12 protein-coding genes and 1 CRISPR repeat array are annotated in these 15,447 nt (G+C 63.2%); of the genes, 4 read left to right on the top strand and 8 right to left on the bottom strand.

Translation table 11 applies throughout. The annotated features are described in order from the left end of the window. Positions 1-31: 31 nt before the first annotated feature. From N3J91_13165 to N3J91_13155, 3 genes are all read right to left on the bottom strand, one after another. The gene (locus N3J91_13165) at positions 32-1,396 is read right to left on the bottom strand and encodes a glycoside hydrolase family 43 protein (GenBank protein MCX8157372.1); all 1,365 of its coding nucleotides are present in this window, start codon (positions 1,394-1,396) and stop codon (positions 32-34) included. Between the two features lie 66 nt (positions 1,397-1,462). After that, complete coding sequence (locus N3J91_13160) at positions 1,463-2,365, bottom strand: alpha/beta hydrolase-fold protein (GenBank protein ID MCX8157371.1); 903 nt, start codon at positions 2,363-2,365, stop codon at positions 1,463-1,465. Between the two features lie 40 nt (positions 2,366-2,405). After that, entirely contained in the window at positions 2,406-4,754 is a 2,349-nt protein-coding gene (locus N3J91_13155) for a glycoside hydrolase N-terminal domain-containing protein (GenBank protein MCX8157370.1), read from the bottom strand. 190 nt (positions 4,755-4,944) lie between these two features. On the opposite strand from N3J91_13155, the gene arsM reads away from it, so the two are divergent. Together arsM and N3J91_13145 are read left to right on the top strand one after the other, a co-directional pair. Further along, positions 4,945-5,721 (top strand): arsenite methyltransferase, encoded by a 777-nt coding sequence (gene arsM / locus N3J91_13150; protein MCX8157369.1) that lies wholly within the window; start codon positions 4,945-4,947, stop codon positions 5,719-5,721. Between the two features lie 139 nt (positions 5,722-5,860). Beyond that, positions 5,861-6,307, top strand: coding sequence for a CBS domain-containing protein (locus N3J91_13145; protein ID MCX8157368.1), 447 nt, complete (start codon positions 5,861-5,863; stop codon positions 6,305-6,307). Positions 6,308-6,390: 83 nt separating this feature from the next. Here N3J91_13145 and N3J91_13140 read toward each other — a convergent pair whose 3' ends face one another. Next, the gene (locus N3J91_13140; protein MCX8157367.1) at positions 6,391-7,713 is read right to left on the bottom strand and encodes a PQQ-like beta-propeller repeat protein; all 1,323 of its coding nucleotides are present in this window, start codon (positions 7,711-7,713) and stop codon (positions 6,391-6,393) included. A gap of 264 nt (positions 7,714-7,977) precedes the next feature. After that, a CRISPR array of direct repeats spans positions 7,978-9,086; the repeat unit is 37 nt; unit sequence GTCTCCATTGCCTTTCGGCGTTCACCGCGTTCCCGAC. Positions 9,087-9,547: 461 nt separating this feature from the next. On the opposite strand from N3J91_13140, the gene N3J91_13135 reads away from it, so the two are divergent. Beyond that, on the top strand, positions 9,548-10,228 hold the full coding sequence (locus N3J91_13135) for a flavodoxin family protein (GenBank protein ID MCX8157366.1): 681 nt from the start codon (positions 9,548-9,550) through the stop codon (positions 10,226-10,228). Here N3J91_13135 and N3J91_13130 read toward each other — a convergent pair. Then, the gene (locus N3J91_13130; GenBank protein MCX8157365.1) at positions 10,225-11,178 is read right to left on the bottom strand and encodes an SDR family NAD(P)-dependent oxidoreductase; all 954 of its coding nucleotides are present in this window, start codon (positions 11,176-11,178) and stop codon (positions 10,225-10,227) included. The two genes, N3J91_13135 and N3J91_13130, sit on opposite strands and share 4 nt — an antisense overlap. 108 nt (positions 11,179-11,286) lie before the next feature. On the opposite strand from N3J91_13130, the gene N3J91_13125 reads away from it, so the two are divergent. After that, positions 11,287-12,654: an aconitase family protein gene (locus N3J91_13125; protein ID MCX8157364.1), complete on the top strand. Its 1,368-nt coding sequence runs from the start codon at positions 11,287-11,289 to the stop codon at positions 12,652-12,654. 183 nt (positions 12,655-12,837) lie between these two features. On the opposite strand, the gene fabF is transcribed toward N3J91_13125, so the two are convergent. From fabF to fabG, 3 genes are all read right to left on the bottom strand, one after another. Next, entirely contained in the window at positions 12,838-14,097 is a 1,260-nt protein-coding gene (gene fabF, locus N3J91_13120) for a beta-ketoacyl-ACP synthase II (protein ID MCX8157363.1), read from the bottom strand. A 63-nt stretch (positions 14,098-14,160) separates the two neighbouring features. Next, complete coding sequence (gene acpP, locus N3J91_13115) at positions 14,161-14,403, bottom strand: acyl carrier protein (GenBank protein MCX8157362.1); 243 nt, start codon at positions 14,401-14,403, stop codon at positions 14,161-14,163. A gap of 198 nt (positions 14,404-14,601) precedes the next feature. Then, positions 14,602-15,345: a 3-oxoacyl-[acyl-carrier-protein] reductase gene (gene fabG, locus N3J91_13110; GenBank protein MCX8157361.1), complete on the bottom strand. Its 744-nt coding sequence runs from the start codon at positions 15,343-15,345 to the stop codon at positions 14,602-14,604. Between the last annotated feature and the right edge of the window lie 102 nt (positions 15,346-15,447).

The following is a 15,447-nucleotide window of genomic DNA, read 5'->3' as shown; positions in this document are numbered from 1 at the left end:
AAGACATGCGGGATGGCTCGTGGCCAATCCCCTACTCAAATTGCCAATAATCCAGATTCAGCAGCGCCTTGTCGCCCCCGGTGAATTTGAGGCACAAATCATGCACGCCGGTGGCGCCTTTGACCTCGCACGTCACCGTTTTCCAAGACTGCCAGCCGCCGGTGTTTTCAACCTTGCAGGTTCCGACAAGCTGTCCTTCGGGGCCGCCGAGGCGCAGTTCAATGGCCCCGCCCGCTTCGCCACTGGCCACGCGGGCAGTGAACTGTTTCGCCCCGCGCGCGCCAAAGTCCACCCCCACCACGCGCACCCAGTCGCCGTGCTGCAGGTCGGTCAGGCACATGCCGCCCTCGCCGGCCGGCTCGGTTTCCACGCCGTGCTGCGCATGGAAGGTTTCGCCCTCCACGCGGGCGTAAGGATTCACGCGCCCGATTTGCTGCACGCCGTTGGTGGTATAGACCACCTTTTTGATGCTGCCATCGTCATTGAAGCCAAACTCCTCAATGGCCAGGTTGCGGCGGAAACCGGTGGGGATGCCCGCCTGGCGGGCAACGATGCGATTGTGATAGACATGATACCAGCGGCCCTTGAACTCGAATTGGGCGGCGTGATTGTTGTTGTTGTTGATGGGCGGCTGGTCGGCCACCACGCCGCGGTAGGTGTAGCCGTTGATGGGATGATTGCTGGTCATGTAATCAATCCGCATCTGCGCGCGGGGCGTGGTGGAATAGGTGAAGTAATAGACCCCGTTGCGTTTGAACACCCAGGCGGCCTCAAAAAAGTTGGTGGCGTTCATTTTGATGACCTCGCCGTCCAGGGTGATCATGTCCGGCTTGAGTTTGGCCACGCGGACGTTGTCGTCGCCGTTGCCGCCAAAGTACAAATACGCCTGGCCGTCGTCGTCAATGAACGCGCCCGGATCAAACAGCCACATGTTGCGGGCCGGCTGCACGCCGGGGGTGTTGTGAGTGATCAGCGGTTTGCCCAGCGGATCCTTGAAGGGGCCGATCGGGGTCTCCCCCACCGCCACGCCGATGTTCGCCCCGCCATTGCCGAAGTAGAGGAAGAACTTGCCGTCGCGCTCGATCGCCGCCGGAGCCCAGGTGCGTTTGGCCCACGTGGTGCTGTCGCTGGCGCGGAACACCGAGCCGTGATCGGTCCAGTTCTTCATGTCGCTGCTGGACACGCAAATGACGTTGGGGATGTTGTAACTGCCCTGGACCGGGCTTTCATCGTCATTCGAGCAATAGATGTACACCCGGTCTTTGGTCACGAGCGAGCTGGGATCGGCCAGGTAGCGATGCGACACGATCGGGTAATCGGCCAGCAACCGGCCCGCCGGCGGCATGGCCAGCCCCACGAAGGCGAGGCCGAGGAGGAGGCGTCGCGCGAGTTTCATGGATGGGAGCATTTAAGACATCAGATGTCGGATGTTTTATTTCGACGGCTGGGTTCAACCCATCGGTCACTTGAAAATCCGTTGCAGGAAATGCCACAGGCTGTTGCGCCAGTGCGTGGCATCATGGCCGTTGTTGTCCACGTGCCAGATGTGCGGCACCTCTTTTTCCTTGAGGTACTGATGCATGCCCTGGCTGATGCGGATCAGGCCGTCTTTATTGCCGCACGAGATGAACAGCAATTTGATCTGCGCCCGGGCCGCCGCCGGGTCGGGCACCAGCTCCGCCGGCCGTTTGGTGTTGGGCGCGGCGGAAAACGCGCCAATCCACGCAAACTTGTCCAGGTTGGGCAGGCCAAAATTAAACGTCTGCCCGCCCCCCATGCTCAGGCCCGCCAGCGCCCGGTGTTCACGATTGGTCAGCACGGAGTAGCGCGCTTCGATGGTGGGGATGACATCCTGAAACAAGTCCTTTTCAAACGCCGCAAAGGCGGGCGCGGAGGCAAACACATTGCCCTCGGCGCGGTCATTCTTTTGCGCCCGGCCGTTGGGCATCACAATGATCATCGGCACGGCCTTGCCCTCGGCCAGCAGATTTTCCAGCAGGATGTCCGGATGCGCAAACCGCTGCCATTCGGTTTCATCCCCGCCGATGCCATGGAGCAGATAGAGGACCGGATATTTTTTGTCGGGGGTGTAACCGGGCGGCGTGTACACCTGCATTTTGCGGGTGGCGCCCACGGATTTGGACTCGTACTGGATCATCTCCAGCCGGCCCTGGGGCACGCCCTCCCGGCGTTTGTCAATGCCCGGCGGCGGCTCGGGAAAGGCCGGTTTGTCATCGGCAGTCAAGGTGATGCCGCCGCCGAAGCCGCCGCCCCGCGGCGGAGGATTGGTGTTTTCCGCCGCGGTGGACGAAACCGCCCACAGCCCCCACAGACCGCACAGGATCCAGAGATGACAGGTTTTCATAATCAAGTTTTGCATGGTAGTTACAGGTTTGATTTATCGCTCAGCGGCCATTCCACTTGTAGGACCCGCCGCGTGCCAGCTTGATGTCCCGCGTTGCCGTCCCATACCGCAGTTGGGCGGCGCCCCCCTGCGGCGCACGCACCACCGCCTCCACCAGCCGGCCCTCGCGCCAGGTGATGTCCACCTCGAACCCGCCGCGCGCCCGCAGGCCGGTAACGCGGCCATTGGGCCAGGCTTTGGGCAGGGCAGGCAGGAGCTCGATCTCCGGGCGGGCGGCGGTTTGCAACGGCTCGGTTACGGTGCCCACGCGGCTTTGCAGCAACATTTCCGCAATGCCGGCCGCGCCGCCGAAATTGCCGTCAATCTGGAAGGGCGGATGCGCGTCAAACATGTTGGGATAGGTCAGCTCCGGGCTGAGGAGATGCTGCAAAATCTGGTAGGCGTGGTCGCCGTCGCCCAGGTGGGTCCAGAGGCAGATGCGCCAGGCCGTGGCCCAGCCGGTGGCCTTGTCCCCGCGCAGCTCCAGCGATTTCTTCACCGCCTCCGCCAGGGCGGGCGTGTCGCGCCGGTGGATGTCCCGCCCGGGATACAAGCCATACAAGTGGGAGACATGCCGATGGCGTCGCTCCGGCGCCTTCAAGTCCCAGTCCTCCAGCCATTCCTGCAACTGCCCCGCGCTGCCGATCTGGTTGGGGGCCAGCCGGGCGCGCGTGGCGGCAAGCTGGCGGCAAAAATCCTTGTCCACCCCCAGCAGCGTGGCCGCCTTGATGGTGCAGGCAAAGAGATCGCGCAAAATCTGCATGTCCATCGTGGGGCCGGCGCAGATCGAGGTGCCGAAGGGATGCGCGTTTTCCGGCGAAAGCGAGGGATTGGTGACCAGCCATTTTTTGTCCGGGGTTTCCTGCAGGGTATCCACGAAAAATTCCGCCGCCCCTTTGAGGACGGGGTAAATCCGCCGGAGCACGGCCGGATCGCCGCTGTACTCGTAGCGATCCCACAGGTGCAGGCAGAGCCACGCGCCGCCGCAGGGCCACATGCCCCATTGCGGGCCGTCAATCGGCGCCGAGGCCCGCCACAAATCCGTGTTGTGATGCACCACCCAGCCGCGCGCGCCATACATTTTCTGCGCCGTCCGCGCCCCGGTGATTGTCAGTTCCTCCACCATGGCGATGAGCGGCTCCACACATTCGGCCAGGTTGCCGGACTCCGCCGGCCAGTAGTTCATCTCCGTGTTGATGTTGATGGTGTATTTGCTGTCCCACGGCGGACTCATGCTTTCATTCCACAACCCCTGCAGCGTGGCGGGCTGGCCGCCGGGCCGGGAACAACTGAGCAGCAGGTAGCGCCCAAACTGGTAATAAAGGGCGGCCAGTTGGGGATCATTCCCCTGCCCAAAACGCCGGATGCGCTCGTCGGTGGGCAGTTGCATGGCCTCCGTCTGCCCCAAGTCCAGCGTCACCCGCCGGAAGCGCGGCTGATAATCCGCCAGGTGGGCGGCGCGCAATTGGGCCCAGGTTTTCTTGCCGGCGGCGGCGATGGCGGCCCGGGCCGCCGCTTCCGGATCGCCGCTGACGTCGTCAAAGCGCTTGTAACTCGTGGCCGCGGCGATGAGCAGGGTGACCGCGCGGGCATTGGTCACCGTGACTGTGCCGCCCTCGGCCGTCATTTGGCCGCCTTCGGGCAGAAGTTTGACCAGGGCCTGATAACGGATCTGGCCCTTGATGCCCTGGGCCGTGCCGCCCATGCCCTGCATGACGAGGGTGTCGTTGCCCTCGGTGGTCACCGTGGCGGCCATGGGAGTCCGCATGCTGGCGGTGAAGGCGAGCCGGGCGGGCGGCTCGGCCGTCAGGCGCAATACGATCACGTTATCGGGGGCGCTGGCAAAGGCTTCGCGCTGATAACGCACGCCGCCGGCGGTGTAGCTCACCGTGGTGATGGCCGTATCCAAATCCAAGGTGCGCCGGTAATTCTCGGCATTGGTGCTGCCCGCAAAGGCAAGGCGCAGATCGCCCACCGTCTGGTAGGGCATCTGCCGCAACGGTTTGGCCATGACCTTGGCGCCAATGAGCTTGGCGGCCTCGCGATATTTGCCTTCGTTGATGAGTTGTCGCACCTCGGGCAGGGCCTCCCGGGCCTCGGGGTTGACCGGATCATACGGCCCGCCGGCCCAGAGCGTGCCTTCATTGAGTTGCAGCCGCTCCTGGCCCACCCCGCCAAAAACCATGGCGCTGATTTTGCCGTTGCCAATGGCCAGGGCCTCGACCCAGCGCGCCGCCGGTTTGTCATACCAGAGCTGCAACGGGCCGCCGGGGTTGGCGGCGTTCAAGTCCACGCGCGCCAGCGGCAGCGCCAGCGCCAACATCATCATCAGCCTCGAGGGATATATCATAAGATTGTTAAGAAAGTAAAACTGCTGGTATATTATTGCTAGCAGAGATATTAAGGGTTGGCAGCAGACTTGGCACGCCCGGAATGGCCGGGCCGGTGTCACATTTTTGGATGACACCCGGGCGGGGCAAACGGTGTGTCCGCCCCCCGCCGGCGCTTTGCGGCGGACGTTGCCCAATCTGAGCACGAAGATGAAAGAACCACTCCTGCCCGCCGATCAGGTCCGCCAACAGGTGCGGGCCCGTTACGGCGCCATCGCGCTGCAGGCCGAATCTGGCTGTGGCTGCGGTTGCGGTTGCGCCATCCCTCCGCAGGTCTTGGGCTACCGTCCCGAGGATCTCGCCGTGGCCCCGCCCGGGGCGGAGATGGGTCTGGGCTGCGGCAACCCCACGGCCCTGGCCGCGGTGCAGCCGGGGCAAACCGTGCTCGATCTGGGCTGCGGGGGCGGCTTTGACTGTTTTGTGATTGCCCGCAAAACCGGCCCTACGGGACGGGTCATTGGCGTGGACATGACCCCTGAGATGATTGCGAGGGCGCGTGCGAATGCCGCCCAGGCCGGGGCCGGGAATGTCGAATTTCGCCTGGGCGAAATTGAACATCTGCCCGTGGCCGATGCCTCGGTGGACTGGATCATCTCCAACTGCGTCATCAACCTCTCCCCCAACAAAGCGCAGGTGCTCGCCGAGGCCTTCCGGGTGTTGCGCCCCGGCGGAGGGCTTGCGATCACGGACATCGTGGCCGTGCAACCGATGCCGGAGAAGCTGAAAACCGATTGGGCCGCCCTCACCGGCTGCGTGGCCGGGGCGGCCACCGTGGCCGAGTGGACAACCCTGCTTCAACGCGCCGGTTTCGTGGAGATCCAGATTGAGCTGAAGCCCAACAGCCGCGAGCTGCTAAATCATTGGATGCCGGGGGCGGGCGAGGTGGCGGCCTCCGCCAGCATTACGGCACGAAAGCCGGTTGCGTAATGTCGCGCGCACGTTATAGTTGTCCCGTCAGCCATGCCCTCGCGCCCGCGGAGGTGGTGTCTCCGTCTGGCCGGGGGCACGGGAGGGCTGGTTGCGGAAACCAGCCCCTGGCGGGTTAAACATGGAACCAGGTTGAGCTATGGCATTCACAGGAACTGTCAGCGCCGTCTTGCAGCAGAAAAAACATTCGGCCGTTTATTCCGTCGGCCCCGACCAGACCGTCTTTGAGGCCATCGGCAAAATGGCCGAGTACAACGTCGGCGCGCTGGTGGTGGTGGAAAACGGGCGCCTCATGGGCATGATCTCCGAGCGCGACTACACCCGCAAGGTGGCCCTGCAGGGGAAAAGCTCCAAGGAGACCAGGGTCCGGGAAATCCTCACCTTCCCCGTCATCACCGTCACCCCCACCACCACCGTCGAGGAATGTCTGCGGCTCATGACGCAGCATCGCATCCGCCATCTGCCGGTGCTGGAAAAGGATCAACTGGTGGGGGTGCTCTCCATCGGTGACCTGGTCAACTGGATCATCACCACGCAGAGCCAGGTGATCGAGCAGCTCACGCATTACATCTCCGGTAGCTATTGAGCCACAGGGAGGGCCGCCCGTTCCCCGGAGGCGGGCCAAGGCTCCGCCCGCCCGGGCAGCAACCCTGCCCCATCGGCGAAGGCTCATTTCAGGCTCACCAGCGCCATGGAGTCACGATCCTTGATGAACATCCGCGCGCCCGAGGCCACGGGATAGGCATAGGTTTGCGCCGCGTCCAATTTAATCCGGGCCACTTCCTTCATGGCCTGGCTGTTCGGCTCGAACACCACCAGCTCCGCCGCCGGCGTGAGCGCCAACAACACCTGGCCGGCGTCCACCACCGAGCCATACCCGGCGCCGCCCATGCCGCCTCCGCCGCGGCCGCCCCGGCCCCCCCCGGGCCCGCCGCCGCCGGGAGCGGGCGGTTGCGGGGCCGCCTCGGCCGCAGCCGCGCCGGTGAACGGCACGCTCCAGGCCAGTTTGCCATCCTTGGCGCTGGCGCAGAAAATCTCATTGCGGGCCGAGATGCCATACAACCAGCCATCCTTCAACACCGGGGTGTTGAACTGCAAATTGATGTCACTGCTCTTCCACAATTCGGTGGCCGTGAACTTGTCGCCCTCGCGGGCCAGTTTCACCGCCGTCATGCCGCGGCCCGAGCCGCCATAAAAGATGGTGGCGCCGTCCACGAGCGGGGTCACGGCGTTGTAGCCGCGGCCCTGCACCGCAAAGGGGGCCTCCCAGACCAGTTTCCCCTCCGCCAGCGTCACCGCCACCATCTTGGTATCCGTCTGGGCAATCACCAGTTTGACTCCATCCACCGTGGCCAGCACCGGGGAGGCATAGGCCGCGCCATCCCCCGTCCAGCGCCATTTCTCCTGGCCGGTGTTCAAATCATAGGCCAGCACCCCGCCCTGGTTGCCGCCGCCCAGTTGCACAATGCACAGGCCGTCCACCAGCAAGGGCGAAGCCGAGGTGAAAAAGCGCGGCAGCGAGCCGGTGAATTCCTCCTTGCGCCACAACAACTTGCCCGTGTTGGCGTCCCAGCAGGACAACACCCCGCGCACGCCCAGGGCCACCACCTTGCCGCCGGCCACCGCCGGCGTGGCGCGCGGCCCGCTGAAACTGGCGGCCGGCCCGGTGGCCCCCTGGGCTTCATAAGCATCCTGCCACAATTCCTTGCCCGTGGCAGCCTCCAGGCAGCGCATGATCTCTTTGCCTTCCTGGCGGGCGATGACATAGAGCCGATCCCCCACCAGCGAAGGGTTGGCCACGCCTTCGCCTACGGTCACTTTCCAGGCCGCCTTTAATTCCTTGGGCCAGGCGGCCGGAGCGGCAAAACTGGCCGCGCGGGCATCCCGATTTGGCCCCCGCCACTGGGGCCAGTCTTGAGCTTGTAAATGCGCGGCAAGGCACAGCCCGCCGCAGCCTGCCAGTAACAACCAGCGCGAGGATGTGGGTTTCATAGCCTTGAGATTGCGTCAATGGTTACGATGTTCTGGGCGTCGTTGTAACGTTGTAACAAGGGTTCATTCACTAGACGCCAGAAGCCGGGCCGAAGTTACACCCAACTTGCGCCCCCAAGGCACGGCCCCCCCTGAGCAGGACTGCCCCTGCTTCAAACTGTGTGTCTCCTGCCCGTCCGTGCCGCGCCGCCCGATGGGGCGGGCACGACGAAGATCTGGCAAAAAGACAGACAGCGGCCCCCCGGCCAGGTGGCCCGGGGACCGCTGATCATTGCCTTTCGGCGTTCACCGCGTTCCCGACAGTTAAAGCAATCCGTTACTTAAGCGACATTTCTGGAGGTCTCCATTGCCTTTCGGCGTTCACCGCGTTCCCGACGTCAGGGTGACGCTGGAAAACTGGCCAGAGAAAGCCAAGGTCTCCATTGCCTTTCGGCGTTCACCGCGTTCCCGACTGACCTACCACTTCATAAATAGGTTCTGTTTCTGCTGATTGTCTCCATTGCCTTTCGGCGTTCACCGCGTTCCCGACTTCCCACATATCGGTTCGTCCCCGAGAACGGGGAGACCTGTCTCCATTGCCTTTCGGCGTTCACCGCGTTCCCGACACATAATTCCCCATTAGTAAGGAGGTTTGCGGGGCAATCCCGGTCTCCATTGCCTTTCGGCGTTCACCGCGTTCCCGACCTTTTTCCTTTCGGCAGCAGAGACTTTCTTTCTGTTGCGTCGTCTCCATTGCCTTTCGGCGTTCACCGCGTTCCCGACTTGCGGGAGGCGTTGAACCGTGAAATTGTCCGCGTGGCGTCTCCATTGCCTTTCGGCGTTCACCGCGTTCCCGACAGAAGTGAGACAGCACACACTTTTTGCGTTGGACGTTTGGGTCTCCATTGCCTTTCGGCGTTCACCGCGTTCCCGACCCGGGCTTCAGGAAAATAAAAGAAAGGCAAGCTATGGACCGTCTCCATTGCCTTTCGGCGTTCACCGCGTTCCCGACGAGGAGCTGGCTATGGGGAAGGAAGAGACAAAAACAGAGTCTCCATTGCCTTTCGGCGTTCACCGCGTTCCCGACACGCGGAAGGCCCCGTAAATACCCTATTAACCCGGCAGAGCGTCTCCATTGCCTTTCGGCGTTCACCGCGTTCCCGACTCAACAGTTTCTTAGGGCGAAAGAGCTAAGGCCTTCCGTCTCCATTGCCTTTCGGCGTTCACCGCGTTCCCGACACACCAAAAGAGAGGGAAACCTTGCCCCTCTCTATTGCAGGTCTCCATTGCCTTTCGGCGTTCACCGCGTTCCCGACACGAAAAGCGTTGACATCAGCAAGCGGTTGTCGGAAATCCGGTCTCCATTGCCTTTCGGCGTTCACCGCGTTCCCGACGCCATCTTTGTAACCCATTGTGGTGCAACTGCGCAAGTGTTTTCCAGGTCAGGAGGCCATTTTTGAGTTGGCATGCTGTTTGCTTCTTTATCAATAAAGATTTTCTCAAATATGCGTATCTTGTTTGGCATTAGTGATTTGTGACTTAGGTCAGGAGCCCCCCATTTTTTGGGGTTTTGAGCTCCTGACCTGGAAAAATTTTTTTGCCCGACTGGCCCGGCAAAGTTCAAGGGGTGGCCAACAAGGGGGCACGAGCCGGCGTGCAGGCCCGGGAAATGGGGGCGGTTGTTGCGGCGGCGGGGAGCATCACGCCGTCCACAGCGCATGGTTTGCGTGGCAGGGGGCCGGCCCATTTGCAGTCAATATACGCCGGGGCGGCGGGTTTGCCAAGGGAACAGGGAGCAACATTTTCTGGTTGTTCAATGGTCGGCAAAACGCCAAGCTGTTGTCTTACAAAACCCATGAAAAAAACCTTTGATCGCCGGAAGTTTATTGCGGCCGCCAGTGTCACGGCGGCGGCGGCCGCCCTGCCTGGGGTTGGCGCCGCGGAGGCGGGCGCGGCCCCGCTTAAAATCATTGGCGTGGCCTGCAGCCCGCGCCGTGGCATGACGACCGCCAAAGCCGTGCAGGCAGCTCTGGAGGGGGCGCGGGCGGTGGATGCGCGGATTCAAACGGAGCTGGTGGATTTGGGCGGGCTGCAGGTCAACGGCCATTCGCCCAGTCCGCGCAAAGATGATCTTACGCCTTTGCTGCCCAAGTTTCAGGATCCGGCCTTTGGGGGGCTCATTATCGGGTCGCCTTCGTATTTCCGCAGCATGAGCGCGTTGTGCAAGGCGTTCATCGAGCGCTGTTATGCGCTGCGGGACCCGAAAAACGTGTTTGCCAACAAGCCGGTGGGGGTGGTGGCGGTGGCCGGGAATCGGAATGGCGGCCAGGAGCTGATCATCCAGCAAATCCACGGGGCCATGCTGAGCTTCAACATGCTGGTGGTGGGGGGCAATTCTCCGGCCTATCTGGGGGGCACGTTGATGGCGGCCAAAGACGAGATCAGCGGGGACGAGGTGGGGCTGGATTCGGCGCGCAAGACCGGCGCCCATGTGGCGCAGGTGGTGCTGCGGCTGGCCGGGCTGGCGGCGGCCTAGGAGGGGTTGGCCTTGAGCCACGCCACAAAACGGCGGATGCCCTCCTCGATTTTGACCTGGGGGGCGTAACCCAGGAGGCGTTGCGCCTTTTCGATGTTGGCGTAGGTGAGGGGCACATCGCCGGGTTGGGGCGGCTGCCGGTCAATTAGGGCTTTCAGGCCCAGTTCCTGTTCCAGGACCTCAATCAACCGGTTGAGCGTCACCGTCTGGGACTCGCCCAGATTGATGATTTCAAATCCAAACTCCCGGTCGGTGCAGGCCAGCACGCCGGCCACGGTGTCGGTGATGTAGGTGTAGTCCCGGGCGGTGGAGCCGTCGCCGAAGACGGGGATGGGCTGGCCGGCCAGGATGAGGCGGGCGAATTTGTGGATGGCCAAATCGGGGCGCTGGCGCGGGCCATATACGGTGAAGAAGCGGAGCATGACCACGTCCAGGCCGTGGACATGATGATAGACATGGCCGAGGGCTTCGCAGGCCAGCTTGCTGGCGGCGTAGGGGCTGATGGGGGTGAAGATGGGGTCGTTTTCGCTGAAGGGGACTTTGGCATTCACGCCGTACACGGAGGAGGAGGAGGCGATGATGAGCTTGCGGACGCGGTGCCGCCGGGCGGCTTCGAGCAACAGGGCCGTGCCCTCCACATTGACGCGCAGGTAAAGGGCGGGCTGCAGCAGGCTGGGCCGCACGCCGGCCCGCGCCGCCAGATGGATGACCTGGTCAAAGCGGGCGAAGCTGAACACCTCTTCGAGGGTCTCCGGGTCGGTGATGTCGCCCTGGACAAACTCGAAGTCCCGGCCGAGGGCCTGGAGGGCGCGGAGGTTGGCCTGTTTGAGCGCGGGGGCGTAGAAGTCGTTCAAGTCGTCCACCACCCACACGGCATGTCCGCGCTGCAGGAGGGCCTCGCAGACATGGGAGCCAATGAAACCCGCGCCACCGGTAACCAGAAAGTTCATGGGGGCATGATAGCCTGCGGGCGGGCGGGCTGTCGAGGGGCAGCGGGGGCGGGGGCGGGCGTCATTGCTGTTGCGCGGGGCCGCCGGCAACGTTAGATTTACCGCGCTATGACGTTGACGGAAAAAGTGTTGGCCCGCGCCGCCGGCAAGGCCCGGGTGCAGGCGGGGGAGAATGTGTGGGTGAACGCCGACGTGCTGATGACGCACGACGTGTGCGGGCCGGGGACCATAGGGGTGTTCAAGCGGGAATTTGGACCGGACGCCAAGGTGTGGGATCGCACGAAGGTGGTGATCATTCCGGATCATTACATCTTCACCGCCGACTCGAACTCCAACCGCAACGTGAACCTGCTGCGGCAGTTTGTGAAGGAGCAGGGGCTGATTTATTTCTATGACGTGATTGATGATCCCAACGGGACCTGGCAGTTTGATCCGGCCAAGGGGCATTTTGTGCGCCAGTACGGCTCGCAGTACGCCGGCGTGTGCCACAGCGCGCTGCCGCAAAAGGGCCATACCCGCCCCGGGGAGGTGTTGTTTGGCACCGACAGCCACACCTGCACGGCAGGGGCGTTCAACGAGTTTGCGACGGGCATCGGCAACACCGACGCCGGCTTTGTGATGGGCACCGGCAAACTGCTGCTCAAGGTGCCGGAGACGATGCATTTCCGCTTCGAGGGCAAGCTCCAGCCGGGGGTGATGGCCAAGGACATCATATTGCACATCATCGGCGAAATTGGCTTCGACGGCGCCACCTACCGGGCCATGCAGTTCGACGGCCCGGGCGTGGCCGGCCTTTCGATGGATGACCGCATGACGATCGCCAACATGGCCATCGAGGCCGGCGGCAAAAACGGCATCTTCGAGTTTGACGCCCGGACGGCGGAATACGTGGACAACCGGACCCGCCTCAACGGCACAAAAACCACTTATGAACCGGTGGAGCCGGACAAGGATCAGAAGTTCATTTACGAGCTGGTGGTGGATTTGAGCAAACTGGAGCCGACGGTGGCCTGCCATCCGGACCCCGGCCAGCGCAAGCTCGCCAAGGAACTGGAGCACATCAAGCTGGATCGCGCCTACATCGGGTCCTGCACGGGCGGGAAGACGAGTGATTTTGTGGAGTTTGCGCGGATCATCCGAGGCCGCAAGGTGGTCATTGACACCTTTGGCGTGCCGGCCACGCCGGAGATTGTGCGGGATTTGCAGACCACCCGGTGGGGGGACAAGAGCATCTGGCAGATCCTGGTGGATGCCGGGGTGTTGATGACCGAGAACGCCGGGTGCGCCGCCTGCCTGGGCGGGCCGGTGGACACGTTCGGACGCATCAACAAGCCGATGAAGTGCATCAGCGCCACCAACCGCAATTTCCCGGGCCGCATGGGCCACAAGGAAAGCCAGGTGTTCCTGGCCAGCCCGGCCACGGTGGCCGCCAGCGCCCTGACCGGCCGGATCACGGATCCGCGGGAGTATTTGTGATAAACCCAGCCCCCCTGGGCAAGGGGCTGCTCAACGCTTGTTCAATGGCACGCGGAGGCGGGTCTTTCAGGTACGCTTTGCTTCAAGGTTTTAAGCCAGAGTCCCTGAATGGCAGCGGCAGGTTGTGAAGGCCGGTTTCGGCCTCCCCTGGGCAGTGATTCGCTTGTGGAAGGAGGTCCGCGCCTAGCCGTTGAACTGGCGCAAGGCGACGGTGGCGTTGTGACCGCCGAAGCCGAAGGAGTTGTTCAGGAGCGCGCGGATCCGCATTTCGCGGGCGGTGTTGGGCACGTAATCCAGGTCGCACTCGGGATCCGGCTTTTCCAGGTTGATGGTGGGCGGGGAAACCTGGTTTTGCATGGCCAGGATGCTGATGACCAGCTCGGTGGCGCCGGCGGCGCCGAGCATGTGGCCGGTGGCGCCTTTGGTGGAGTTGACGACGAGTTTGCGGGCGTGGTCGCCAAAGACGGTTTTGATGGCCTGGGTTTCGGCCACGTCGCCGCTGGGGGTGGCCGTGCCGTGGGCGTTGATGTAGTCAATGTCCTCCGGCCGCAGGCCCGCGCAACGGAGGGCCATGGCCATGCAGCGGGCGGCGCCTTCGCCACCGGGGGAGGGGGCGCTGAGATGGTAGGCGTCGGCCGTGTTGCCGTACCCGACCACCTCGGCATAGATTTTGGCGCCACGCGCCCGGGCATGCTCCAATTCTTCCATCAGCACCACGGCGGCGCCTTCGCCCATGACGAAGCCATCGCGCTCGGCGTCAAACGGCCGGGAGGCCTTTTTGGGTTCATGGTTGCGGGTGCTCATGGCGCGCATGGCGCAGAAGCCGCTGATGCCCAAGGGGACGATGGTGGCTTCACTGCCGCCGGCAAAGATGGCCTTGGCGTCGCCCATTTTGAGGGTGCGCCAGGCCTCGCCAACGGCATGGGTGGAGGTGGCGCAGGCGGAGCAGGTGGCCACGTTGGGGCCGCGCAGTTTGTAGTACATCGAGAACATGCCGGAGGCCATGTTCAGGATGAGCATGGGGATCATGAAGGGCGAGACGCGGCCCGGTCCGCGGGAGAGGAGCACCTTGTGCTGCTCGGCCGTGGTGTGAAGGCCGCCGATGCCCGAGCCGATGAACACGCCGATTTCATCGCGGTTGACGCGCTCGAGGTCCAGGCCTGAATCCTGGAGCGCCTGCCAGGCGGCATAGACGCCAAACTGGGCGAAGCGGTCCGAGCGCTTGGCTTCCTTGGGCGAGGGGAAGGCCGGGGAGGGGTCGAAGTTTTTGACCTCGGCGGCAATCTGGCAGTCAAACTCCGAGGGATCAAAGGCCGTAATGCGGTCAATGCCGCACTGGCCGGAGACGACATTTTGCCACAGCGTTTGCGGGTCGTGCCCCAAGGGGGTGACGACACCCATGCCGGTGATGACAACCCGGCGCTCGGACCAACTGCTTGCCATAAACAAAAAGGGCAGCCAGGGCTTTTCCCAGCCAGAGCTGCCCCGATGGTTTCTCCCGGCCGGTTACTTCTTAATGTCTTCGATGTACTTGATGACATCCCCGACGGTTTGGAGCTTTTCGGCCTCCTCATCGGGGATTTCGCTGCCGAATTCCTCCTCCAGCGCCATGACCAGCTCGACAATGTCGAGGGAATCGGCGCCCAAATCGTCCACGATCTTGGCGTCGCTTGTCACTTCGTCAGGATTCACGCCTAATTGCTCGACGATGATTTCCTTGACCCGCGTTTCAACTGGTTTATCAGCCATCGGTATTCTCCGTTCGTTGTTAAATGTCTGTTGTCTCTATGCCAGCCGCGCCCCAACCGTCAAGCCTGCATTTTGCGCTTTTTTCCGGCGCGGTTTTCCCGCTGCGCGGCGGTGTTGCCGCATGGCGCGATCAACGCATTGCCGGCGACTTGTCTAATGGGGGGCGGCGGTTCTGTCCAGCGGTATTTTGTGAAAAATTTACATCGCCAATCCCCCGTCCACCGCCAGCACCTGGCCCGTAATATAGCGGGCGCCGGGGCTGGCAAAGAAGAGGACGGCCTCCGCCACGTCGTCCGGCTGGCCCAGGGTGCCGAGGGGCACATTTTTGAGGATGGCCTCTTTTTGTTCGGCGGTCAGTTTGTCAGTCATGGCGGTCTGAATGAAGCCGGGGGCCAGGGCGTTGACGGTGATGCCCCGGCTGGCAAATTCCCGCGCGGCGGATTTGGTGAAGCCGATGACCCCCGCCTTGCTGGCGCCGTAATTGCACTGGCCGGCATTGCCCATGAGCCCGATGACCGAGGCAATGTTGATGATGCGGCCGGAGCGCTGTTTGAGGAAGCTGCGGCAGAAGGCCTGGGTGAACAAGAAGGTGCCCTTGAGGTTGATGTCGAGCACGGCGTCCCAGTCTTCCTCGCTCATGCGCATGAGCAGGGTGTCGCGCGTGATGCCGGCGTTATTGACAAGGATGTCCACCTTGCCGGCATCGGCGAGGATCTGGTCGGCGGCGGCCTTGACCTCGGCGGCCGAGGCCACGTTGGCCGCGTACCCCCAGGCGCGCCGGCCCAGGGCTTTGACTTTGTCCACCGTTTCCTGGGTGAATTCCAGTTTTACGTCCACCACGGCCACATCGGCCCCGGCGCCCGCCAGTTTCAAGGCAATGGCCTGCCCGATGCCGCGCCCGGCGCCGGTCACCACCGCCACTTGGTTTGCCAAGAGTTGCATAACGCCCCTGATAAAGCCCCAAGCCGCGGCGCGGCACAAGTGGAAAATGGGCGGGCGCGCCGCAGGGATAATGCCTCCTGGGCGCGCCCGGTGTCGGACCGA

The organism is Verrucomicrobiia bacterium, assembly GCA_026414565.1.
In the GTDB taxonomy this organism is placed as follows: domain Bacteria; phylum Verrucomicrobiota; class Verrucomicrobiia; order Limisphaerales; family Fontisphaeraceae; genus Fontisphaera.
This window is presented reverse-complemented; position numbering and strand designations above follow the sequence as displayed.

Bases quoted from the DNA above. Each gene is read 5' to 3' on its own strand.
- fabF (MCX8157363.1), bottom strand. From the start codon at position 14,097: ATGGCAAGCAGTTGGTCCGAGCGCCGGGTTGTCATCACCGGCATGGGT.
- N3J91_13125 (MCX8157364.1), top strand. From the start codon at position 11,287: ATGACGTTGACGGAAAAAGTGTTGGCCCGCGCCGCCGGCAAGGCCCGG.
- N3J91_13145 (MCX8157368.1), top strand. From the start codon at position 5,861: ATGGCATTCACAGGAACTGTCAGCGCCGTCTTGCAGCAGAAAAAACAT.
- N3J91_13155 (MCX8157370.1), bottom strand. From the start codon at position 4,754: ATGATATATCCCTCGAGGCTGATGATGATGTTGGCGCTGGCGCTGCCG.
- acpP (MCX8157362.1), bottom strand. From the start codon at position 14,403: ATGGCTGATAAACCAGTTGAAACGCGGGTCAAGGAAATCATCGTCGAG.
- N3J91_13160 (MCX8157371.1), bottom strand. From the start codon at position 2,365: ATGAAAACCTGTCATCTCTGGATCCTGTGCGGTCTGTGGGGGCTGTGG.
- N3J91_13130 (MCX8157365.1), bottom strand. From the start codon at position 11,178: ATGAACTTTCTGGTTACCGGTGGCGCGGGTTTCATTGGCTCCCATGTC.
- N3J91_13165 (MCX8157372.1), bottom strand. From the start codon at position 1,396: ATGAAACTCGCGCGACGCCTCCTCCTCGGCCTCGCCTTCGTGGGGCTG.
- arsM (MCX8157369.1), top strand. From the start codon at position 4,945: ATGAAAGAACCACTCCTGCCCGCCGATCAGGTCCGCCAACAGGTGCGG.
- N3J91_13135 (MCX8157366.1), top strand. From the start codon at position 9,548: ATGAAAAAAACCTTTGATCGCCGGAAGTTTATTGCGGCCGCCAGTGTC.
- fabG (MCX8157361.1), bottom strand. From the start codon at position 15,345: ATGCAACTCTTGGCAAACCAAGTGGCGGTGGTGACCGGCGCCGGGCGC.
- N3J91_13140 (MCX8157367.1), bottom strand. From the start codon at position 7,713: ATGAAACCCACATCCTCGCGCTGGTTGTTACTGGCAGGCTGCGGCGGG.